The organism is Priestia sp. JNUCC 25, from assembly GCF_053667915.1.
Window position 1 is genome coordinate 4,231,497 of the sequence record NZ_CM132211.1, and the last position, 21,749, is coordinate 4,253,245.

Consider the following 21,749-nt stretch of genomic DNA (forward strand, 5'->3'; position numbering starts at 1 on the left):
AAAGCAAGGCTGCAACTATTATTTTGCTACTTCTTTAATAATCGACACTACTAGTTCAGATGTCTTCACCAGTTCTTCTACCGGAATTTTTTCATTTGTTGTATGAATGTCTTCATAACCAACTGCTAAATTTACTGTTGGGATATCAAAGCCTGCGATTACATTTGCATCGCTTCCGCCTCCGCTTTGAAGCAGGCGTGAAGGACGATCGATATTAGCCACGGCTTTTTTAGCAACTTCGACAACATGATCTCCATCGCCAAATTTAAAGCCTGGATACATCACTTTAATATCAACTTCTGCACGTCCGCCCATTTCTTGTGCAGCTGTTTCAAACGCTTCTTTCATTTTCGCTACTTGTGCTTCCATTTTTTCTGGAATTAATGAACGAGCTTCTGCTAAAATATCGACGCGGTCACACACGATATTCGTTTGCGTTCCACCTTCAAAGCGTCCAATATTCGCTGTAGTCTCTTCATCAATACGTCCAAGCGGCATTTTAGAAATGGCTCTTGAAGCAATCGTAATAGCAGAAACGCCTCGTTCAGGAGCTACACCTGCATGAGCTGTTTTTCCATAAATTGTTGCATTTACTTTTGCTTGCGTCGGCGCAGCAACGATAATGTCTCCCACTTTGCCATCGCTATCTAAAGCATAGCCGAATTTTGCCGTTACGAGACTAGAATCAAGAGCTTTAGCGCCCACTAAGCCAGATTCTTCTCCTACTGTAATAATAAATTCAATTTTGCCGTGCGCGATGTTTTCTTCTTTTAATACGGTGATGGCTTCTAGCATTGCTGCTAAGCCTGCTTTATCATCCGCTCCAAGAATTGTCGTGCCGTCACTTTTAATATAGCCATCTTCGATAGATGGTTTAATACCCTTTCCAGGTACGACTGTATCCATATGAGAAGTAAAGTAGATTGTGTCTACGCCTTCTTTTGTAGCTGGCAGTGTGCAGATTAAGTTGTTGGCTCCGTGGCCCGTTTTTTCTTTGGCATCATCTTCTACTACTTCGACGCCTAATGCGGTAAATTTTTCTTTTAGTACAACAGCAATTTTTTCTTCATGCTTTGTTTCTGAGTCTACTTGTACTAATTCAATAAATAAATCAACGATTCGTTGTTCATTAATCATAATATGTAATCCCTCCAAAAATAACCTACAATGGTATGTTACCATGTTTCTTTGCTGGACGCTCTTCCTTTTTATTGTGCAACATTTCAAGCGCTTGTATTAATTTTATTCGCGTTTCCCTAGGATCAATAACATCATCCACCATTCCAGCGCTTGCCGCTACGTAAGGATTAGCAAATTTCTCGCGATACTGTTCAATTTTTTCGTGTCTTGTTTCATCTGGGTTTTCGCTACCTCGAATGTCGTTTGCAAAGATAATATTTGCAGCACCTTGAGGACCCATAACAGCGATTTCGGCATTCGGCCACGAATACACAAGATCCGCTCCAATCGATTTACTATTTAAAGCTACGTATGCACCGCCGTACGCCTTTCGCAAAATCACCGTGATTTTCGGAACGGTAGCTTCGGAGTATGCATATAAAATTTTAGCACCATGACGTATAATTCCGCCATGTTCCTGCTTGATACCTGGGAAAAAACCTGTAACATCTTCAAATGTAATAAGTGGGATATTAAATGAATCGCAAAATCGAATAAACCTTGCTGCTTTATCTGAGGAGTTAATATCTAAACTGCCTGCCATTACTTTAGGCTGGTTACACACAAGTCCGACAACTTTTCCATCTATGCGGGCAAAACCAATGACAATATTTCTTGCAAAGTCTTTTTGCACTTCAAAAAATGAGTGCTCGTCCACTACTTGGTGAATGACTTGACGCACATCGTAAGGGCGCACGGCATCAAACGGGACAACGTCTAATAAATCGGGACGATAATGATCACACTCTGCCTTTGAGGCTAAAGGAGGCTGCTCTTGGCTAGACTGAGGAAGATAGCTTAAGAGCATTCGTACTTGTTCTAGCACCTCTTGTTCTGTTGCACCTCTAAAATGGGCATTACCGCTAATTTCGTTATGAACAGCTGCTCCTCCAAGATTTTCTGAGGAAATGCTTTCTCCCGTTACCGTTTCAATTACTTTTGGTCCTGTAATGAACATTTGACTTGTTTCTTCTACCATAAAAACAAAGTCCGTAATCGCCGGTGAGTACACGGCTCCGCCTGCACAAGGCCCCATAATAACAGATATTTGAGGCATGACACCCGAATAAATGGCATTTCGATAAAAAATATGACCGTATCCATCAAGAGACATGACGCCCTCTTGAATACGAGCCCCGCCTGAATCATTTAACCCAATAAACGGCACGCCTGTTTTAGCAGCTAAGTCCATTACGTGCGCAATTTTTTTAGCATGCATTTCACCTAACGCGCCTCCGAATACCGTAAAATCTTGCGAAAACAAATAGACTGAGCGACCGTTTATCTTGCCGTAACCTGTTACTACCCCGTCTCCTGGTCCTACTTGATTATTCGTACTGAAATCCGCACACCGATGTTCAATAAATGGATTTAATTCGACAAATGTATGTTCATCCAAAAGAATTTCAATTCGTTCGCGTGCCGTTAGTTTCCCTTTATGGTGCTGTTTTTCAATTTTTTCGTCTCCACCGCCTAACTCGATCTTCCGGCGCTTATCGTACAATTCATTTAATTTATCATAAATGTCAACCATGTTTCTTCTCCTCCTCTAGTGTTTTTTCACAGAGCTCATAAAGAACACCGTTTGCTGACTTTGGATGCAAAAAAGCAATGGATGCTTCCCCTGCGCCTTTTCTCGGAACATCGTCAATCATTTGTACACCCTTTTCCTTTAACTCGTTAATCCGTTCTTCAATCGTGCGCACACCTAAAGCCACATGATGAAGACCTTCACCTCTCTTTTGGATGAACGCGCCGACTGCACTGTCTTCAAAGAGCGGCTCTAATAATTCAATTTTTACGTTGCCGCACTGAATAAAAGCAACTTTTACTCCTTGTTCTTCTACTTCTTCTACTTTTAATAGAGACAGTCCTAATACCTTTTCATAAAAAGGGAGGCTGCCTTCAATTGATTTTACAGCTATTCCTATGTGATCAATTCCTTTTATCACTTTCTCACCTCTTTAAAAAAGCGTTTTCATTTACACATATTCTTGAAAACAAAAGAAATCTCCTGCTGGCGTATCTACAGAAAGTTGCTTGTCTAAGCAGCGGAAGACATGTAAAATAAGAAAAAAACGTGTAGGAGGACTTTGGTTGTATGTCTAATAAGAAAATCCAAAAAACCATTGTGTTTTTAATGCTTCTTGTCATGTTAATATCTACGCTTTTAGCGGGACTTGCCATGTGGTTTTAATCGAGACTGATGACTAAAAACATAGATGCACTGCTGCTTATTTGTGCAATGCAAACATATAAAAAAGACTGGTGACTAGTCACCAGTCTTTTGCTGTATATTCACAATGCCTTTTTGAGCGGCTAACTCTTCAAAAGATTGATCTGTAGATACAATCCAGACTTTTGTACCTAACGGGACTTGATCATATAAATGGCTTACTTCACGATTTTCTACGCGAATACAGCCATTCGATACATATTTACCGATGGAATCCGGCTGATTTGTACCGTGAATGCCATAAATACGTCCGTCAGTCTCTCTTGCATCAAATCCAATCCACCTTACACCTAGAGGATTTTGAGGAGCGCCTCCTTCAATATTATTTCTCCGATAATAAGGATTAACAGCTTTTACTGTTACCGTGAACTCCCCTTCGGGCGTCAGATTAACTGTTTTCCCCGTTGCTACTTTAATAATTTGTTTAATTTCTTTATTTTGAATATAAGCAAGCTCATTGCTCTGTTTATTAATAATAATATAAGGATCATTTGGCAACGGATTTTCTCCTAATGGCCAAACCGGAGATAGTAGTAAAAGGATAAAAGCAAACACATGCATGTAATCCACCACCTTACGTTAGTCCTAAGTAAAAGACAAGAGAGATATCTCTTGTCTTATTTAGTGTTCGTAAGCAAGCTAAACAACATGCATGCTGTTTAGCTTATTTTTAAGGTTTGTTTAATAACCAAATATTGTTCAATTTCTTTGACTACGTGCAGTAAATCGGCACGCGCTTCAAACTCTTCCCGTGTTTTGGGAAGCGGCATCTCTGCAAATGCTTCTCGTAAATGCTGAAGTTTGGCTAAAAATAATTTTGCTGTATTACCGGGGTGGATGGATAGACTTAATTCTTCAATGAAATCGGCAATCATGTAGCGCTGTTCTACCACCAAATCAATAGCGGTAATAAGAGGAAGCGTACGCTCAATAATTTCAAGCTGTTTTTCACGAATTTTAAAATAGCGGTAATAATAATTTTCCCCACGCACAAAATGATTTTCTACATCACGAAACGCAAGGCTTTTTGCTTTTTCTAAAATTTTTACCGTATCTGCAATTTCCTTACCGTCCCAACTGCTGTCATTGGTTCTGAGATACAGGGCAATTTCTTTTAACATCGACCGGAAATTTTCTTCAATTTCTTGCTGATACGTGCGAAGCTCTTGATCTAAACTTGGCATGTATAAATTCACAAGCAGGGCAACACCTATCCCAATTACAATTAAGCCAAGTTCATTAAAGACGATTCCCCATGTCATATTTCCTTTGGAGTAAATATGAAGCAAAATAACGGAGCTTGTAACAATGCCTGCATTAACTTTGAATATAACCGTAACCGGGATAAACAAAAGCAGCATCAGTCCTATAACAAGTGGATGATAAGCAATCCCTTCAAAGAATATAAACGAAAACAGAATGGATAAAGAACAAGCAATAAAACGATCGCTTGCACTTCGCAACGATTTTTTCTTTGAATTTTGAATGCACAAAATGGTGATAATTCCAGCTGATACAAAAAACTCGAGGTGAAAGAACTGAGCTATAATAATAGCCAGTGATGTACCGACGGCTGTTTTAATTGTCCGGTACCCAATTTTAAATTTCATTTTCTAGACTCCTACATGTTGGTTTCTTTTTAGTGTGATAAAATACTCTATTCTTTATTAACACGAATAGAAAAATAACACAACCTTAAATCTTGCTGTACCGTATAAATTCCAATAAAAAAAGTGCAGAAAAGATCGTACTCTTCCTGCACTTTTTTATTATAAAATCTTTTCTAAGAAATCTTTAGCACGCTTGCTTTTAGGCGCTGAGAAAAATTCAGCCGGAGGCGCATCTTCAACAAGAACACCGCCGTCTAAAAACAGCACACGATCCGCTACTTCTCGTGCAAATCCCATTTCATGCGTTACAATGACCATCGTCATCCCTGTTTCTGTTAGCGACTTCATTACATCTAGTACTTCTTTTACCATCTCTGGATCTAATGCTGAGGTTGGTTCGTCAAACAGCATCACTTTCGGCTCCATTGCCAGTGCTCTGGCAATAGCTACACGCTGCTTTTGACCGCCCGATAAGCGATTTGGAAACTCGTTGGCTTTTTGAGCAAGTCCCACTTTTTGGAGTAATTCTTTGCCTTTAGCAACAGCCGTTTCTCTTGACACGCCTTTTACCGTCATCGGAGCATACGTCAAATTTTCAAGCACTGTCATATGTGGAAACAAGTGAAAATGCTGAAATACCATTCCTACGTTTTCACGCACACGCATAATGTTTGTTTTTTTATCTGTAATCACTTGACCGTTAATTGAAACTACTCCGCTCGTCGGTTCTTCAAGCAGGTTCATACAGCGTAAAAAAGTAGATTTACCAGAACCAGAAGGGCCAATAACAGCTACGACTTCTTTTTCTTTAATCGTAGTTGAAATACCTTTTAAAACTTCATTTTTACCAAATGATTTGTGTAAATTTTCAACGTTAATCACCTTTTCTCATTCTCCTCTCGACTGCTTTACCAAGGAGCGTTAAGCCCATTACCATTACATAATAAATCAACCCTGCAAAAATTAACGGTTCAAGGTAGGCGAATTTTTCTCCACCTACAATGTAAGCACGGCGCATAATGTCGAGTGCTCCAATAACTGTAACGATAGCTGATTCCTTTGTTAATGTAATGAACTCATTCATTAAAGCAGGTAAAATATTTTTAAGTGCCTGTGGCAAAATAATTTGTCCCATCATGCGGCGATAAGGAATTCCTAACGCTAATGCCGCTTCACGCTGTCCTTTATCAACAGCTAAAATACCAGCGCGAATAATTTCAGATATATATGCTGCAGAGTTTAGCCCGAACGCAGCAACGGCCGCTGGAAACGGGGCAATATCAAACCCGAGCAGCTGAGGTAATCCAAAGTATATTAATAATAATTGCAGTACTAGCGGTGTTCCGCGAAACACGGACGTATATGCATCCGCAAACCATTGAAGAGGTTTATTGCGGCTGATTTTACATAAAGATAAAATAACTCCCAGCACAAACCCTAAAATTGCTGAAGCTAGGACTATCTGTATCGTTACCCCTATCCCTTTTAAAATATAAGGCATAGAAGGCACGATTTGCGAAAAATCCAAATTCATGCCTAGTTCCATTCCTCTCTAACTATCATTCTTATTTTTGGTCGTCAAACCACTTAACGATTAATTTATCTAGTTCACCGTTTTCTTTCATTTTCTTTAATTCACGGTTAAAGTCATTCGTTAGCTTGCTGTCTTTAGGAAATGCGATTGCTGATCCTTTACTTGAATCTGGACGTCCTGTATCAGACATTTGCAAGCTTTTGTCTTTGTTCACATACCCTTTAGCTACTGTATCTTCAATAATCGCTGCATCGATACGATTTGATTTCATTTCTTGAATTAGTTCTGGAATACGGTCACGCGTTGTTACATTTACTCCGTCAACTTCTTTTGCAATTTCTTTTGCTTCGTCTGCTTGGATAGAAGAAGTTTGTACACCGACTGTTTTCCCTTTTAGTTCTTCTGCATTTTTAATTGGCGCATCTTTCTTCGATACAATCATGTTTTTTGCTTCATAATATACGTCTGAGAAGTCCACGTTCTTTTTACGCTTTTCAGTTGGCGTCATACCAGCTAAAACTAAATCGACTTTATTAGATTGTAAAGCTGGAATTAATCCGCCAAATTCCATATCCTTCACCTGTACGTCATAACCTAACTTTTTACCGATTGCTTTTGCTAAATCTACGTCAAATCCGATTGCTTCACTATCACCTTTTGCCGTATCAATATATTCAAATGGTGGGTAATCTGCTGATGTTCCCATTACTAGTACTTTTTTATCTTTGTCGTCGCTGCTTGCTCCGCCATTAGACGTTCCTTCTCCTGCTCCGCATGCAGCTAAAACGCCTGCTGTTAAAAGACCAATTGCCGTTACCGATAACCACTTCTTCAATTTCATCTTCGTTCCCCCTAGTTTATTCCTTACATTATTTTTTAAAAATTAATAATATTATGAAATAAGTTTTTTACTATTGCAAGTAAATGTCGAAATTTAAATATATATTCATATAAATGTATTTTAACACAACGTTATAAATATGCAATATCTTTTTTAAATATAAGTTTCACTATTTGAAAATACCTTTTCTCAACATTTTCCACTCTCTAGAAAGCCTGCATACAGATAGGTAAAAAAACGCATAAAAAAAGAAGCCGTTTAAAACGGCTTCTCTCTTACACTTCTTCACAATGCTGTTCGAATGCTTCTTGCAGCTTCATCACAACTGACATTGGCTCGTGGCCTTCAATTTCGTGACGTTCTACCATTGTGATAATTTTTCCGTCTTTTAATAAGGCGAAAGATGGAGACGAAGGCGGATAACCTTCAAAGTATTCGCGTGCACGCGCAGTTGCTTCTTTATCTTGCCCAGCAAATACTGTAACCAAGTTTGTTGGACGTTTATCATAATGTACAGCGTGCGCTGCAGCAGGTCTTGCAATACCTCCTGCACAACCGCAGACTGAATTCACCATTACAAGCGTTGTACCAGGCTTTTTAAACGTTTCATCTACCGCTTCAGCCGTCGTTAATTCTGTATAACCAGCAGCTGTAATTTCTTTACGGGCTTGACGAACAACGTCGTTCATAAACAAGTTAAAATCGATATTCATTTTCATACCTCCCTTTTGCTATCTATTCTTTATAATAGCAAACGAAAACTAAAAAGGCGATTGCTTTGACTCATTTTTTCTTGGTAATCAAGATTAAACAAGAAAAGAAATGGTGATACTATTTTTACAGCTAGAAAACCATACTCTTAACTCCCTAGTGTAGAAGGATCCGCATAAAATGCAGGATCCTTTTTTATATTTCCTTCATCGCCTGCTGGTAGGTTTTAATCAAGCGTTCGAGAGCTTCAGCCATTGTGACATCTCCCGTCATCATTTGTTTTTCAACATCCCCTAACGTTTGCTTAACTAAAGGATGTCCATAAAATGATTCTTGTAAATATTCATTAACACTTGCTTGTAACCATGCCTTCATTTGCTTTCGCCTTACTGTATAAAACAGATCATTTTTATTCATCCATTCCTTATAGTCACAAATTATCTTCCACAAGTCTTGAAACGATGCTTCTTCATAAGCAGAAGTTGTGATGACCTGTGGGTTCCACCCTCCAGAATGACCGTGAAGGAAACCGATGACGCTTTCGTATTCTTTTGCAGTCACTTCTGCTTTTAGCCGGTTATCCCCGTCTGCTTTGTTTACACAAATCAAATTAACCCATTCAAGCAGCCCTTTTTTAATTCCTTGCAAATCATCTCCTGCTCCGGTCAAAGCAAGCAGAACAAAGAAGTCTACCATCTCTTTTACAATCATTTCACCTTGGCCAACACCCATCGTTTCGACAAATATGATGTTATACCCAGCCGCTTCACAAAGAAAAATGGCTTCTCTCGTTTTAAGATGAACACCTCCAAGCGTTCCTTGAGAAGGTGAAGGACGGACAAAAGCGTTCTCTTGTTTGGTAAGCAGCTCCATTCTCGTTTTATCTCCTAAAATACTTCCTCCAGACAAGGTACTGCTTGGATCGACTGCCAAAACTGCAACGGAATGGCCATTTTTGCATAGGTACGACCCAAATTTGTCAATCAGCGTACTTTTTCCTGCTCCGGGTACGCCTGTAAAACCAATGCGCACTGAATGCCCCGTATGAGGATAGATTTCTTTAATCAGCTGTTGTGCTATTACTTTATGCTTCGGCGCTTTACTTTCAATTAAAGTAATGGCTTGGGCTAACGCTGTTCTTTTCCCTTCAAGCAGCCCTTGTGTATAATCTTGTACCGTTTTTAATTTCACCAATTGTCTTCACCAACTATTCTTCTAACCGTTTCTTTATTTCATGTAAGACGGAAACGGCCGCTTTTGGGATTACTGTTCCAGGTCCAAAGATTGCAGAAGCGCCGTGTTCTAAAAGAAATGAGTAGTCTTGTTTAGGAATAACGCCTCCGACAATAACAACGATATCGTCGCGCTCTAATTTCTTTAACTCATCAACAAGCTGCGGCAGTAACGTTTTATGCCCGGCTGCCAAAGAGCTTATGCCAATTACATGTACGTCGTTTTCTACAGCTTGCCTTGCTGTTTCTTGAGGCGTTTGAAATAAAGGACCAATATCAACATCAAAGCCAAGGTCAGCAAAGGCTGTTGAAATAACTTTCGATCCTCTGTCATGACCGTCTTGCCCCATTTTCGCCACTAAAATTCTTGGGCGTCTTCCTTCTTCCTCTAAAAATTCAGCCGTGAGCTTTCGAACTTCTTCGATTTGATCTCGATGCACAAACTCTGCACTGTATACCCCGCTGACTGACTTAGAAATAGCCTGATGTCTTCCAGCCACTTTCTCAATAGCTTCTGAAATTTCACCTAGTGTAGCTCTAGCTCTCGCAGCTTCAACCGCAAAAGCAAGGAGATTCCCTTCACCTGTTTTGGCACAATTGGTCAGTCGATTAAGCGCTTCGATTACCGCTTGTTCGTTACGCTCACTGCGTATTTTCTTTAACTTTTCCAGCTGCTTCATTCGAACTGCTGTGTTATCAATATCAAGAATATCAAGCGGTTCTTCTTGCTCCGGCTGAAACTGATTCACACCTACAATAATTTCTGCCTGCGAGTCTATTCTTGCTTGTCTGCGCGCAGCGGCTTCTTCTATCTTCATTTTAGGTACGCCTGCTTCTATTGCTTTTGTCATTCCGCCGAGCTGCTCTATTTCTTCAAGGTGCTTCCACGCTTTTATCATTAATTCATTCGTTAATGATTCCACATAATAAGAGCCTCCCCAAGGATCAATAACGGAACAAATCTCCGTTTCATTTTGTAAATAAAGCTGCGTATTTCGGGCAATTCTAGCTGAAAAATCAGTTGGAAGAGCAATCGCTTCATCCAGTGCGTTTGTATGAAGCGACTGCGTATGTCCTGATACTGCAGCCAGAGCTTCGACGCATGTTCTAATAACATTATTAAATGGATCCTGCTCCGTTAAGCTCCATCCGGACGTTTGAGAATGCGTTCTAAGAGCTAGAGATTTAGGATTATCCGGCTCAAACTGCTTCATTAGTTTTGCCCAGAGCAGCCTCCCTGCTCTCATTTTCGCTACTTCCATAAAATAGTTCATTCCAATTGCCCAGAAAAAGGATAGCCTCGGAGCAAATGCGTCAATTGTAATTCCCGCTTTCAAGCCGGTTCGTACATATTCAAGTCCATCTGCAAGCGTATAAGCAAGCTCTAAGTCTGCTGGAGCACCTGCTTCTTGCATATGATAGCCTGATATACTGATACTGTTAAATTTCGGCATGTACTCCGCTGTATATTTAAAAATATCCGCAATGATTCGCATTGACATCTCAGGAGGATAAATATATGTATTGCGCACCATATATTCTTTTAAAATATCGTTTTGAATCGTTCCAGCCAGCTTTTCTTTTTTTACGCCTTGTTCTTCAGCTGTTACGATGTAGAAAGCTAAAATAGGAAGCACCGCCCCGTTCATCGTCATCGACACGGACATTTGATCAAGCGGAATCCCTTCAAACAGCTGCTTCATATCCATCATTGAATCAATTGCAACACCTGCTTTCCCTACGTCTCCAACAACTCTTGGATGATCAGAGTCATAGCCGCGGTGGGTAGCGAGGTCAAAAGCAACAGACAGCCCTTTCTGTCCAGCAGCTAGGTTTCGGCGGTAAAAGGCATTGCTTTCCTCCGCCGTTGAGTATCCTGCATACTGTCTAATAGTCCAAGGCCGATTCACATACATCGTTGCATACGGTCCTCTCACAAACGGTGGGACACCAGGTGCAAAGTGAATAAAGTCGAGGTTATCTCTGTCTTTTTTTGTATACACTGATTTCAATTCAATTTGTTCATTTGTTTGAAAAGCAGTGTATGAACTTTGAGTCACGTCATCTTCTCTTTGCTGCTTTGAAAATGATAATGGAATATTAGAAAAAGAAGGCTTTTTATACATGAACTTCTACCTCCAAAGCACATAATAACTTCTTAACGCATTGAATAACATTCGTCTTAGGATGTATGACGCTCATTACACCTTTTTGCTGCCACTGCGTTTTGCGTGATACATGTTCTTCCCCTACTACGTACACATAAACAGAATCTTCCTCAAAATAAGTCATCGCTTTTGTTAAGAGCTTTTCCACGAGTTCATCACTTCCACAGATCACATATGCTTCGTGCTTTTGTTCATTCATCCAATCTGCTATCTCCACATAGGAATCTATGTTTTTAATTGTTTCACACGCAATGCCTGCACTTTCAAATAAAGACCGGGCAATCTCAGCTTTTTTACGGCTGCTAGGATCGGTGAGCTCCATAATGCCAATGCTCATTCCCTTTGTATAAACCCGTATTTTTTCAAACTTCTCTGCTGCTCTCCACTTAGTGAGCGGCACAACACTGTCAGGCTGTGTCTGCTTCGCCATTTGTTTTAGCATCCACCCTGCTGTTACCCCTTTAGATGCTAGCTTTGTATAGTCCTCTAGCGAAAGATTTGATGAAAATTCCGAAGCGTTCTGATCACTGTATTTATCCATTTTTATTTCTTCTTTTTTAAACGGCGTGCTTTTTATCTCTTGAGATGCATCCTGTTGCTTAGGAGCATAGTGTGTGACTCCGATCAAGCGCTCAATTCGGCACTCTATATCCTCTTGTCTTTTTACTTTCATTTGTTCAACTTCATCTTGAATTCGCCCTTGTTTTAAAGCTTCTTCCATTCCGCCGTGGTCTTCAATGTTGCCAAATAACTCCCAAGCTTTTGTCATTAATTCATGTGTGTAGGCTTCAACGTACCAAGAGCCTCCGGCAGGATCCATTACTTTTGATATATGTGTTTCGTGCTGCAAAATTAAGTGAGTGTTACGGGCAAGGCGATGAGCGAACTGAGAAGATGAAGATGTGACGGAATCATATGGTTCAATATGCAGACTATCCGCTCCTCCTACAATAGAAGCAAATGCTTGAACCGTGCTCCTTAATGCATTTGTATACATGTCTTCTTTAGACTGTGTAAGATGTGACGTTTCCGTATGGATAAACGGCACTGAAACGGCCGTGTCATCAAAAGCACGAACCACATTTGCCCAAAGCATGCGAAAAGCACGAAGTTTTGATATTTCCATAAATAAATGTGAGCTAACTGAAAAAGAAAAGGTCATGTGAGGTAAAACTTGATGTAAGGACAAACCGCGTTTTATGCATTCATCAATATACTGCACCCCTGTAGCAAGCATATAAGCTAGTTCTTGAACAGCGTTTGCACCGCTGTTATGGTAAGGAATGCTTGATACAATGATCGTTTTGAGCTCTGGAACATTACTGTGAGCCAAACGCGTTGCGTATGCTAAATGATCGTATAAATCTCGAGTAGAAAGTGGAACTCTTCCATATTCAGCAAGGGTGCCGAGCGGATCCATTCCAACCGTTCCTTTTAGCTGTCTCATATTAAAGTTATGATCAACACAGTATGCTTTTAGAAACGAAAGAAGTGGAACGGATGTACATCCCGTATTTAAAAATAAAGGCACCGCTTCAAGAGCTACATGCTGAAACAAATGAGCAACATCCTCTAAAGTAGAAATTGTAGCGCCTGAGGCTACTTCAGCTTCAGTTGCTTCATCAACGTCTTTCCCTTGCCTCATTGCTTCACTGCATGTAAAAGCGGCCGTATTTTGTCCATTTCTCAAACTGTGTAAAAGAAGTTTATTGCTTTCTTTAATAGAAGGTAAGTCGATTTTTTGGGTGATTTCCCATTCCCCTAGTATGTATGATTCTTTACCGGCTCCTCTTAAACAATCTATTCCCGCCGGACTCTGCTGTAAGTAGTCTAATTGTGCCGTATCACTTTCGAAATAAAGCGGTTTCAAAAAGATGTTTTCTAACGTTTCTTTTGAAGAGATCGCGGTATTTTTGCTAACTTCCTGTGCCCAATCTTCTTTAGGTGTACGTGTAAATTCATGAAATGATAATGTATTTGTTTTCATTTCCATGCCCCTTTACAGTTAATAGCTTCCTGCTAAACCGAGATGATTACACTTTGAAGTTTGATGATTCTTCTTTTATTTTAATACATCTTTTACAAATTGTTCAATCATTGCTTCAAAATAAAAAGAGGCCGAGACATAATTAACCTACGTTTACCATCACCATAAAAAAATCCGAACGAGTTGGATTCTCTATCAAGAATCTCAATTCATCGTTCGGATCTTCCTTCAGCTAAAATATTTTGTGCCAGCTTCTGTTTTAATAGACAGACGTATTCTCTTTAGAAGTAGATTCTAAAATCTCTTTAACTCTTGCCAAGAATCTGCCGCACACCAAGCCGTCTAACACGCGGTGATCAAGTGATAAACATAAGTTAACCATATCTCGAACAGCAATCATGTTATCAATAATAACCGGACGTTTTACAATAGATTCTACTTGTAAAATAGCCGCTTGCGGGTAATTAATAATCCCCATTGATTGCACGGAACCAAATGAGCCTGTGTTGTTAACAGTAAACGTTCCGCCCTGCATGTCTTCAGACTTCAATGAACCCGTACGAACTTTTTGCGCGAGCTCTGTAATTTCACGCGCAATGCCTTTGATTGTCTTTTCATCGGCTTGTTTAATAACCGGCACAAACAAAGCATCGTCTGTTGCAACAGCAATGGACACATTAATGTCTTTTTTCTGAACAATACGGTCTCCTGCCCACATTGAATTCATTTGAGGGAATTCTTTTAAAGCTTGAGCCACTGCTTTTACGAAGAACGCAAAATACGTTAAGTTAAAACCCTCTTTTTGTTTGAACTCCGTCTTTAATGCATCACGATAAGAAACTAAGTTCGTTACATCAACTTCAACCATTGTCCATGCATGCGGAATTTCGTGCTTGCTGCGAAGCATATTTGCTGCAATAGCTTTACGCACGCCTGTAACAGGGATTTCTTGATCTCCTGCTGCAGACACGACCGGCGCGGGCTGCTGCGTTTTTGGAGCAGCTGCTGCTACAGGTGCTTCTGGCTGAACTGTTGATGCAGGTGTTTCTTTCACTCCAGCAGCTCCGCCTTTTTCGATAACAGCTAAAATATCTTTTCTCGTAATGCGGCCGCCCGCCCCTGTTCCTGTCACGGTATCTAAATTAATATTATGTTCTTGTGACAGACGCATAACAGCTGGAGAGTACCGACTTTTATTGGATTGACTGTCCGCTGTTTTTGACGCTGATTCTTCTACAGTCTTATCAGACGTTTTCTGTTCTTTTTGAGGTACAGTTCCTTCTACTTCAATTAAACAAATCGCTTCTCCTACAGGCAAAGTATCATCTTCACCTGCAATTAACTCTTTAATTGTTCCACTAAAAGAAGAAGGCACTTCAGCATTTACTTTATCCGTCATGACTTCAGCTAACGGGTCGTACTTATTTACGTGATCTCCAACAGAAACGAGCCATTTGCTAATTGTACCTTCTGTTACACTTTCACCGAGCTGCGGCATCGTAATTTTTTCAATAGCCAATTGATACAACTCCTTTTAAAATTGAGCTAATTCTCTCATTGCTTTTTCTACTTTATCTGGATTCACCATAAAATATTTTTCCATTGTTGGTGCATACGGCATAGCTGGAACATCAGGGCCAGCAAGGCGCTGAATTGGCGCATCTAAATCGAATAAGCAGTGTTCAGCAATAATAGCTGCTACTTCGCTCATGATGCTGCCTTCTTTGTTGTCTTCCGTTAAAAGCAGGACCTTACCTGTTTTAGATGCCGCTTCAATAATAGCTTCTTTATCAAGCGGATAGACCGTTCTTAAATCTAAGATGTGTGCTGAAATACCGTCTGCTTCCAGTTTTTCAGCAGCTTGAAGAGCAAAGTGTACACAAAGACCATATGTAATAACCGTGATGTCGTCTCCTTCTCTCTTTATATCTGCTTTGCCAATCGGAAGTACATAATCATCTTCAGGGACTTCTCCTTTAATCAAACGGTACGCACGCTTATGCTCAAAGAAAAGAACTGGATCATCATCACGAATAGCTGCTTTTAATAATCCTTTTACGTCATAAGGCGTAGAAGGCATCACAATCTTTAACCCTGGCGTATTGGCAAATAGTGCTTCAACAGATTGAGAATGATAAAGAGCACCGTGAACTCCGCCGCCGTAAGGAGCTCGAATTGTAATTGGACAACTCCAATCATTATTAGAACGATAGCGAATTTTCGCTGCTTCTGACACAATTTGATTGACTGCAGGCATAATAAAATCAGCAAATTGCATTTCAGCAATCGGACGCATGCCGTACATTGCCGCTCCGATTCCTACGCCTGCAATAGCAGACTCTGCAAGAGGTGTGTCAATGACTCTTTCTTCCCCGAACTGTTCGTATAGTCCGTTGGTTGCTTTAAATACGCCGCCTTTTTTCCCTACGTCTTCTCCTAATACAAACACGCGGGAATCTCTTTCCATTTCTTCACGAATGGCCATTGTTACTGCATCAATATATGAAATAACCGGCATATGTTCTCCTCCTTACTCACCGTACACGTATTTTAAAGCCGATTCCGCTTCTGCATAAGGAGCGTTTTCAGCATAATCTGTTGCATCATTAACGATGTTCATAATATCATCAAGCATTTGTTTTTCTCGTTCATCGGTTAACACGTTAACCTCTTTTAAATAAGTCGCAAAGTACGCAAGCGGATCGCTCTTTTTAGCTTCAGACAATTCTTCTGCTCCGCGATATGCACGATCATCGTCATCACTTGAATGGGCAGTCAAACGCTCTGAAACAGTTTCAATAAGAGTAGGCCCTTCTCCTCTGGATGCACGATCTCTTGCTTCTTTTACCACTCGGTATACTTCAAGGACGTCGTTTCCATCAATTGTGTAGCCTGGCATGCCATATCCAATCGCACGATCAGATACTTTTGCGCATCCTAGCTGCTTTTCAACCGGAACAGAAATCGCATACTTGTTATTTTCACACATAAAGATAACAGGAAGCTTATGAACACCTGCAAAGTTCGCGCCTTCGTGGAAATCTCCTTGGTTGGAAGATCCTTCTCCAAACGTAACAAACGTTACTAAGTCTTTTTTCTCCAATCGGCCTGCTAAAGCGATTCCTACTGCATGAGGCACCTGTGTTGTAACTGGAGAAGATCCCGTTACAATTCGCTTTTCCTTATGCCCAAAGTGACCTGGCATTTGACGACCTCCTGAGTTTGGATCTTCTGCTTTAGCAAACCCAGAAAGCATTAAATCACGCGCAGTCATTCCAAATGCTAGCACAACACCCAGATCGCGGTAATAAGGTAATATGTAATCATTCTCTCTATTTAAGGCAAAAGCTGCGCCAACTTGAGCGGCTTCTTGACCTTGACATGAAATAACAAAAGGCACCTTCCCTGCACGATTTAATAGCCACATACGCTCATCAATTTTTCGTGCAAGCAGCATAGTGCGGTACATTTCAAGTACTTGTTCATCAGTTAATCCTAATGATTCATGACGGTTTTTTGTCATGTTTAAACCTCCTTTAATCATCAAAAATGAATCGCTTTTCCATCTACAGCTAATGAAGCTTCTCCCATCGCTTCTGAAAGGCTAGGGTGAGGATGAATGGTATGAGCAATTTCCCATGGTGTAGCATCCAATACCTTTGCAAGACCTGCTTCAGAAATCATATCCGTCACGTGAGGTCCAATCATATGCACACCAAGGACATCATTTGTGTCGGCATCAGCAATAATTTTAACAAATCCCTCTGCCTCTCCATATACAAGAGCTTTTCCAACGGCCTTAAACGGAAACTTTCCAACCTTCAGCTGAAACCCTTGCTGTTTTGCTTCTTGTTCTGTTAATCCTACACTTGCTGCCTCCGGGCTGCTGTATACGCATTTAGAGATTGTTGTATAATCAATCTTCAAAGGCTTTTCACCATGTAAATGCTCAACAGCTACAATTCCTTCGTGAGAAGCTACATGTGCAAGCTGCAGTCCGCCAATCACATCTCCAATTGCGTAGATATGAGATTCTTTCGTTTGATAAAAATCATTTGTGGCAATCACACCGTTTTCTACTACAATATCGGTATTCTCGAGACCAATTCCTTCGACATTCGCTTGACGCCCTACAGATACAAGCAGCTTTTCTGCTTCATATTCTTGCATATCGTCTCCTACTTGAGCGGAAATTTTCACCTGACCACCAATAGACAGTGTATCAGCCATTACTTTAGCAGAAGTAATAATGGTAACTCCTTTTGCTTTTAAAAGCTTCGTCATTTCACGGGAGATATCTTGATCTTCTGTTGGTAAAATTCGATCGCTGTATTCAACAACCGTTACATCAACATCAAAATCTGTGAGCATTGACGCCCATTCAATTCCGATAACGCCGCCTCCCACAATAATAATAGAAGCAGGAAGTGTTTCCATCTTTAATGCTTCATCTGAAGTGATTACTTTCTCTCCGTCAATCGTTAAACCAGGTAATGTTCTAGGACGAGACCCTGTTGCGACAATTACATTCTTTGGAATAAGCATTTCGTTCTCTTCACCGCTTTTTAATTCGACGGAGATAGTTCCTGGCATAGGAGAAAAAATAGAAGGTCCTAAAATACGTCCAATTCCTTCATATACCTCAATTTTACCTTTTTTCATTAGCTGTTTGACACCATTATGTAACTGTGAAACAATTTCTGACTTTCGTTCTTGTACACGTGCATAGTTCAATAGTACATTGGACGTTTCTACGCCAAATTCACTGCTTTTCTTAGCTGTTTGATAGACTTCTGCACTTCTTAGTAAAGCTTTGCTTGGGATACACCCTGCGTGCAGGCATGTGCCGCCTAACTTATTTTTTTCCACAACCGCTACCGATAGACCTAACTGAGAGGCACGAATAGCTGCTACGTACCCTCCGGTTCCACCGCCGAGAATGACCAAATCATATTCTTTTGCCACACTGCTTCACACCTTTCTGCAAACGCTATTAAGCGCCTTTATATTCCTTCACTTCTTCTTCACCTGTAAGCACTCGTAGAGCCCCTTCAGCTAGCGCTTGAAGCTCATTTTCTCCAGGATAAACAATGACATCTGCAATCCACTTTACATGATTAATAATCAGCTCAACAAACGCTTTTGAATAAGCAATGCCTCCCGTTAAAATAATGGCATCTACTTTTCCATGCAATACCGTACTGGCAGCTCCAATTTCCTTCGAAATTTGATAAGCCATTGCTTCGTAGATAAGCTTAGCTTTTTCGTTTCCATTTTTCACCATCAATTCGACTTTCTGCACGTCAGATGTGCCCAAATAACCGACAAGCCCGCCTTTTCCTACAAGCATTTTCATAATCTCCTCGCGGTAATACTGACCTGAAAAGCAAAGACGAACTAATTCACCAACCGGTACACCGCCAGCGCGCTCTGGACTAAAAGGACCGTCACCGTGCAGGCCATTGTTCACATCAATTACTTTTCCGCGTTGATGAACTCCGACTGTAATGCCTCCACCCATATGGGTAACAATAACGTTCATTTGTTCATATGTGTTATTCATTTCTTTAGCCACTTTTCGAGCAACCGATTTTTGATTCAGCGCGTGAAAGATGCTTTTCCTTTCCATAAAAGGAGTTCCTGAGATACGAGCGATGTCACTTAGCTCATCTACCACCACTGGATCAACAATGTACGCTGGAATATTTAATCCAGACGCAATCTCAAAAGCTAAAATCCCGCCTAAATTTGAAGCATGATGGCCGGCATAACCGTCTTTTAAATCTTTGAGCATGGCTTGATTTACTTCATATGTGCCGCCTTCAATCGGGCGTAAAAGCCCTCCTCTTCCACATACTGCACTTAATTTAGATAAATTAATCCCTTCTTCATCAAGTGCCTCTAAAATCGAGTTTTTACGGAACTCATACTGTGCATATATCGTCTCAAACTGATTCATTTGCTGTGAATCGTAGCGGATTGTTCGATCAAAAATTGGTTTATCGTTGTGAAACACGCCAATTTTTGTGGACGTTGAACCCGGATTTATTATCAGCATTCGATATTCGTGCATATCCAACACATGTCCTCCTACCTTATCATTCTCATAAACGAAGGCTAGGTCGAAAGGATTTCATTTATTCCTTTTGCCTAGCCTTCAGCTCAAACATTAGCGCGTATGACGTCTACTTAAAATATGCTGTCCATTTTGTAAAAATTGACTGCGTGAACGACGCAGCTTTTCAATTCTTTCTTCAGCTAAGCGATCTGCTGCTAGATAGGTTGGAATGCCATCTCGCTTTGAGATTTCAACTACCTTTTCAATATTATCATAAATACCTTCAACTTTTTTCAGCGCACGCTCACGGTTATACCCAACTAGCTCATCAGCTACGTTAATAACGCCTCCTGCGTTAATAACATAGTCGGGTGCATATACAATGCCTAATTCATGAATTAAATCACCATGACGCGTTTCTTTCAATTGATTATTAGCTGCCCCTGCAATAACTTTTGCTTTTATTTGAGGGATCGTTTCATCGTTAATCGTTGCTCCGAGTGCACAAGGAGCATAGATATCACATTCTACACCATAAATATCATTCGGGTCTACTGCTTGCGCACCAAATTCTTCTACCGCACGCTGAACAGCTTCTTTATTAATATCCGTTACAATAAGTTTCGCTCCTTCTTCGTGAAGGTGGCGGCATAAATTATACGCTACGTTTCCTACACCTTGGACAGCTACTACTTTTCCTTCAAGCATATCTGTTCCAAATGCTTCTTTTGCTGCTGCTTTAATTCCTCGGTATACGCCGTAGGCTGTGACTGGTGATGGATTGCCTGATGAACCAAAAGCAGGAGATACACCCGTTACATAATCCGTTTCCTCATATACAATATCCATATCCTCTACCGTTGTGCCCACATCTTCTGCTGTAATATATCGACCATTTAACCCTTGAATAAAGCGACCAAATGCACGGAACATCGCTTCATTTTTGTCTTTGCGAGGATCTCCGATAATAACCGTTTTCCCTCCTCCTAAATTCAAGCCTGCTGCTGCATTTTTATAAGTCATTCCGCGTGATAGACGAAGCGCATCTTCAATTGCAGCCTCTTCTGATTCATATGTCCACATTCTCGTACCGCCTAGAGCTGGTCCAATTGTTGTATCGTGAATCGCAATAATGGCTTTTAAGCCTGAATCTTTATCTTGGCAAAATAATAACTGCTCGTAATCGTATGTTTCCATATAGTCAAAAATTTTCATTGTTAGTGCCTCCTAAGAATTCTGTTGGGCGACGCTGATAGCAAGCGCCAGTGAGTATAATTTACTTTCTGATGAATCTGCTCTGGATGTTAAGACGACCGGAGCTTTTGCTCCTGCTAGAATAGCTCCAACTTTTGCTTTAGCAAAATAAATGAGGGATTTATATAAGACGTTCCCTGTTTCAATTGCTGGAACGAGTAATATATCTGCTTGACCGGCAACTTCACTTTGAATGCCTTTTTGCTTGGCTGCTTCTATGTTAATGGCATTGTCGAGTGCTAAAGGTCCATCAATAACGCAGCCTTTAATTTGTCCTCTGCGGTTCATCTGTGTAAGAAGCGCAGCCTCTACTGTTGCAGGCATCAAAGGGTTCACAACTTCAACCGCTGCAATAGGAGCTACCTTTGGCATCTCTACCCCAATAGAGTGGGCAACGTTCACCGCATTTTGAATGATTTGAACTTTCTCTTCCAGAGATGGCGTAATATTCATAGCTGCATCTGTTACAAGAATCGGACGGTCATAGTGAGGAACGTCAAACACAGCTACATGTGATAAAACATTTCCCGTACGCAAACCATGCTCTTTATTTAACACAGCTTTTAAGATAAGCGATGTGGATAAATTCCCTTTCATTACGATATGAGCTTGACCTTGCTGAACTGAACGCACAGCCAATTGAGCCGCTTCTAAAACGGACTCCGTATGTACGACCGTCACAGCCTTATGAGTGAGTAAGGATGGGCGGTACTGCCTGAATAATTCATTAATTGTCGTTTCGTTGCCAAACAAAATAAATTCAGAAACTTTCCTTGACACAGCTTCATACACTGCCTCAATTGTTTCTAAGTCTTCAGCTGCAGCAACAGCAACAGTCAAAGAAGACTGCTTAGCAACCCGAGATAAGATGGTAGCAAGAGTCATGGAATGTTCGACCTCTCCTTTTTCATTCTTTCGTTTGCTCCGTTTTAAAGAGCA

Annotated in this window: 20 protein-coding genes; 1 reads left to right on the forward strand and 19 read right to left on the reverse strand. The window is 40.6% G+C overall.

Annotation, left to right across the window (positions count from 1 at the left end; translation table 11 throughout):
- Window positions 1–18: 18 nt before the first annotated feature.
- From JNUCC25_RS22210 to mce, 3 genes are read right to left on the reverse strand one after another with little or no spacing between them, the layout of a single operon-like run.
- Window positions 19–1,137: a tripeptidase T gene (locus JNUCC25_RS22210; RefSeq protein WP_013059108.1), complete on the reverse strand. Its 1,119-nt coding sequence runs from the start codon at window positions 1,135–1,137 to the stop codon at window positions 19–21.
- 25 nt (window positions 1,138–1,162) lie between these two features.
- Window positions 1,163–2,713, reverse strand: coding sequence for an acyl-CoA carboxylase subunit beta (locus JNUCC25_RS22215; protein ID WP_454222477.1), 1,551 nt, complete (start codon window positions 2,711–2,713; stop codon window positions 1,163–1,165).
- Window positions 2,706–3,131 (reverse strand): methylmalonyl-CoA epimerase, encoded by a 426-nt coding sequence (gene mce / locus JNUCC25_RS22220; RefSeq protein WP_029320258.1) that lies wholly within the window; start codon window positions 3,129–3,131, stop codon window positions 2,706–2,708. Before mce ends, JNUCC25_RS22215 begins: the two co-directional genes overlap by 8 nt.
- A 149-nt stretch (window positions 3,132–3,280) precedes the next feature.
- Here mce and prli42 point away from each other — a divergent pair, with 149 nt between their 5' ends.
- Window positions 3,281–3,376: a stressosome-associated protein Prli42 gene (prli42, locus tag JNUCC25_RS22225; protein WP_149917156.1), complete on the forward strand. Its 96-nt coding sequence runs from the start codon at window positions 3,281–3,283 to the stop codon at window positions 3,374–3,376.
- A gap of 75 nt (window positions 3,377–3,451) precedes the next feature.
- Here the strand turns inward: prli42 and JNUCC25_RS22230 are convergent, their stop codons facing one another.
- The 16 genes from JNUCC25_RS22230 to yqiS all read right to left on the reverse strand — a co-directional run bounded on the left by JNUCC25_RS22230 (window position 3,452) and on the right by yqiS (window position 21,695).
- Complete coding sequence (locus JNUCC25_RS22230; protein ID WP_013059111.1) at window positions 3,452–3,976, reverse strand: L,D-transpeptidase; 525 nt, start codon at window positions 3,974–3,976, stop codon at window positions 3,452–3,454.
- 98 nt (window positions 3,977–4,074) lie between these two features.
- The gene (locus JNUCC25_RS22235) at window positions 4,075–5,025 is read right to left on the reverse strand and encodes an aromatic acid exporter family protein (protein ID WP_013059112.1); all 951 of its coding nucleotides are present in this window, start codon (window positions 5,023–5,025) and stop codon (window positions 4,075–4,077) included.
- Between the two features lie 159 nt (window positions 5,026–5,184).
- A complete protein-coding gene (locus tag JNUCC25_RS22240; protein WP_013059113.1) occupies window positions 5,185–5,907 on the reverse strand; it encodes an amino acid ABC transporter ATP-binding protein in 723 nt (240 codons plus the stop codon).
- On the reverse strand, window positions 5,900–6,559 hold the full coding sequence (locus tag JNUCC25_RS22245; protein WP_013059114.1) for an amino acid ABC transporter permease: 660 nt from the start codon (window positions 6,557–6,559) through the stop codon (window positions 5,900–5,902). The genes JNUCC25_RS22240 and JNUCC25_RS22245 overlap by 8 nt, the downstream gene beginning before the upstream one ends.
- Window positions 6,560–6,590: 31 nt before the next feature.
- Complete coding sequence (locus tag JNUCC25_RS22250) at window positions 6,591–7,394, reverse strand: transporter substrate-binding domain-containing protein (RefSeq protein WP_029320256.1); 804 nt, start codon at window positions 7,392–7,394, stop codon at window positions 6,591–6,593.
- Window positions 7,395–7,675: 281 nt separating this feature from the next.
- On the reverse strand, window positions 7,676–8,113 hold the full coding sequence (locus JNUCC25_RS22255) for a BrxA/BrxB family bacilliredoxin (RefSeq protein WP_013059116.1): 438 nt from the start codon (window positions 8,111–8,113) through the stop codon (window positions 7,676–7,678).
- Between the two features lie 193 nt (window positions 8,114–8,306).
- Window positions 8,307–9,302, reverse strand: a complete 996-nt coding sequence (meaB, locus tag JNUCC25_RS22260; RefSeq protein WP_013059117.1) for a methylmalonyl Co-A mutase-associated GTPase MeaB — start codon at window positions 9,300–9,302, stop codon at window positions 8,307–8,309.
- Between the two features lie 16 nt (window positions 9,303–9,318).
- Entirely contained in the window at window positions 9,319–11,469 is a 2,151-nt protein-coding gene (gene scpA, locus JNUCC25_RS22265; RefSeq protein WP_053487729.1) for a methylmalonyl-CoA mutase, read from the reverse strand.
- A complete protein-coding gene (locus tag JNUCC25_RS22270; RefSeq protein WP_454222480.1) occupies window positions 11,462–13,498 on the reverse strand; it encodes a methylmalonyl-CoA mutase family protein in 2,037 nt (678 codons plus the stop codon). Before JNUCC25_RS22270 ends, scpA begins: the two co-directional genes overlap by 8 nt.
- Before the next feature lie 259 nt (window positions 13,499–13,757).
- Entirely contained in the window at window positions 13,758–15,017 is a 1,260-nt protein-coding gene (locus tag JNUCC25_RS22275) for a dihydrolipoamide acetyltransferase family protein (protein ID WP_454222481.1), read from the reverse strand.
- Between the two features lie 15 nt (window positions 15,018–15,032).
- Window positions 15,033–16,016 (reverse strand): alpha-ketoacid dehydrogenase subunit beta, encoded by a 984-nt coding sequence (locus tag JNUCC25_RS22280; protein WP_013059121.1) that lies wholly within the window; start codon window positions 16,014–16,016, stop codon window positions 15,033–15,035.
- A gap of 12 nt (window positions 16,017–16,028) precedes the next feature.
- Window positions 16,029–17,021 (reverse strand): thiamine pyrophosphate-dependent dehydrogenase E1 component subunit alpha, encoded by a 993-nt coding sequence (locus JNUCC25_RS22285; protein ID WP_013084976.1) that lies wholly within the window; start codon window positions 17,019–17,021, stop codon window positions 16,029–16,031.
- A 20-nt stretch (window positions 17,022–17,041) separates the two neighbouring features.
- On the reverse strand, window positions 17,042–18,463 hold the full coding sequence (gene lpdA, locus JNUCC25_RS22290) for a dihydrolipoyl dehydrogenase (RefSeq protein WP_204231900.1): 1,422 nt from the start codon (window positions 18,461–18,463) through the stop codon (window positions 17,042–17,044).
- A 28-nt stretch (window positions 18,464–18,491) separates the two neighbouring features.
- On the reverse strand, window positions 18,492–19,571 hold the full coding sequence (buk, locus tag JNUCC25_RS22295) for a butyrate kinase (protein ID WP_371399907.1): 1,080 nt from the start codon (window positions 19,569–19,571) through the stop codon (window positions 18,492–18,494).
- Window positions 19,572–19,667: 96 nt separating this feature from the next.
- Window positions 19,668–20,771: a branched-chain amino acid dehydrogenase gene (gene bcd, locus JNUCC25_RS22300; protein WP_013059125.1), complete on the reverse strand. Its 1,104-nt coding sequence runs from the start codon at window positions 20,769–20,771 to the stop codon at window positions 19,668–19,670.
- A 12-nt stretch (window positions 20,772–20,783) separates the two neighbouring features.
- On the reverse strand, window positions 20,784–21,695 hold the full coding sequence (gene yqiS / locus JNUCC25_RS22305; RefSeq protein WP_029320246.1) for a phosphate butyryltransferase: 912 nt from the start codon (window positions 21,693–21,695) through the stop codon (window positions 20,784–20,786).
- Window positions 21,696–21,749 lie beyond the last annotated feature (54 nt).

Bases quoted from the DNA above. Each gene is read 5' to 3' on its own strand.
- bcd (WP_013059125.1), bottom strand. From the start codon at position 20,771: ATGAAAATTTTTGACTATATGGAAACATACGATTACGAGCAGTTATTA.
- JNUCC25_RS22230 (WP_013059111.1), bottom strand. From the start codon at position 3,976: ATGCATGTGTTTGCTTTTATCCTTTTACTACTATCTCCGGTTTGGCCA.
- JNUCC25_RS22255 (WP_013059116.1), bottom strand. From the start codon at position 8,113: ATGAATATCGATTTTAACTTGTTTATGAACGACGTTGTTCGTCAAGCC.
- yqiS (WP_029320246.1), bottom strand. From the start codon at position 21,695: ATGACTCTTGCTACCATCTTATCTCGGGTTGCTAAGCAGTCTTCTTTG.
- JNUCC25_RS22215 (WP_454222477.1), bottom strand. From the start codon at position 2,713: ATGGTTGACATTTATGATAAATTAAATGAATTGTACGATAAGCGCCGG.
- buk (WP_371399907.1), bottom strand. From the start codon at position 19,571: ATGCACGAATATCGAATGCTGATAATAAATCCGGGTTCAACGTCCACA.
- JNUCC25_RS22280 (WP_013059121.1), bottom strand. From the start codon at position 16,016: ATGCCGGTTATTTCATATATTGATGCAGTAACAATGGCCATTCGTGAA.
- prli42 (WP_149917156.1), top strand. From the start codon at position 3,281: ATGTCTAATAAGAAAATCCAAAAAACCATTGTGTTTTTAATGCTTCTT.
- scpA (WP_053487729.1), bottom strand. From the start codon at position 11,469: ATGTATAAAAAGCCTTCTTTTTCTAATATTCCATTATCATTTTCAAAG.
- JNUCC25_RS22235 (WP_013059112.1), bottom strand. From the start codon at position 5,025: ATGAAATTTAAAATTGGGTACCGGACAATTAAAACAGCCGTCGGTACA.
- JNUCC25_RS22285 (WP_013084976.1), bottom strand. From the start codon at position 17,021: ATGACAAAAAACCGTCATGAATCATTAGGATTAACTGATGAACAAGTA.
- JNUCC25_RS22245 (WP_013059114.1), bottom strand. From the start codon at position 6,559: ATGAATTTGGATTTTTCGCAAATCGTGCCTTCTATGCCTTATATTTTA.
- JNUCC25_RS22270 (WP_454222480.1), bottom strand. From the start codon at position 13,498: ATGAAAACAAATACATTATCATTTCATGAATTTACACGTACACCTAAA.
- JNUCC25_RS22210 (WP_013059108.1), bottom strand. From the start codon at position 1,137: ATGATTAATGAACAACGAATCGTTGATTTATTTATTGAATTAGTACAA.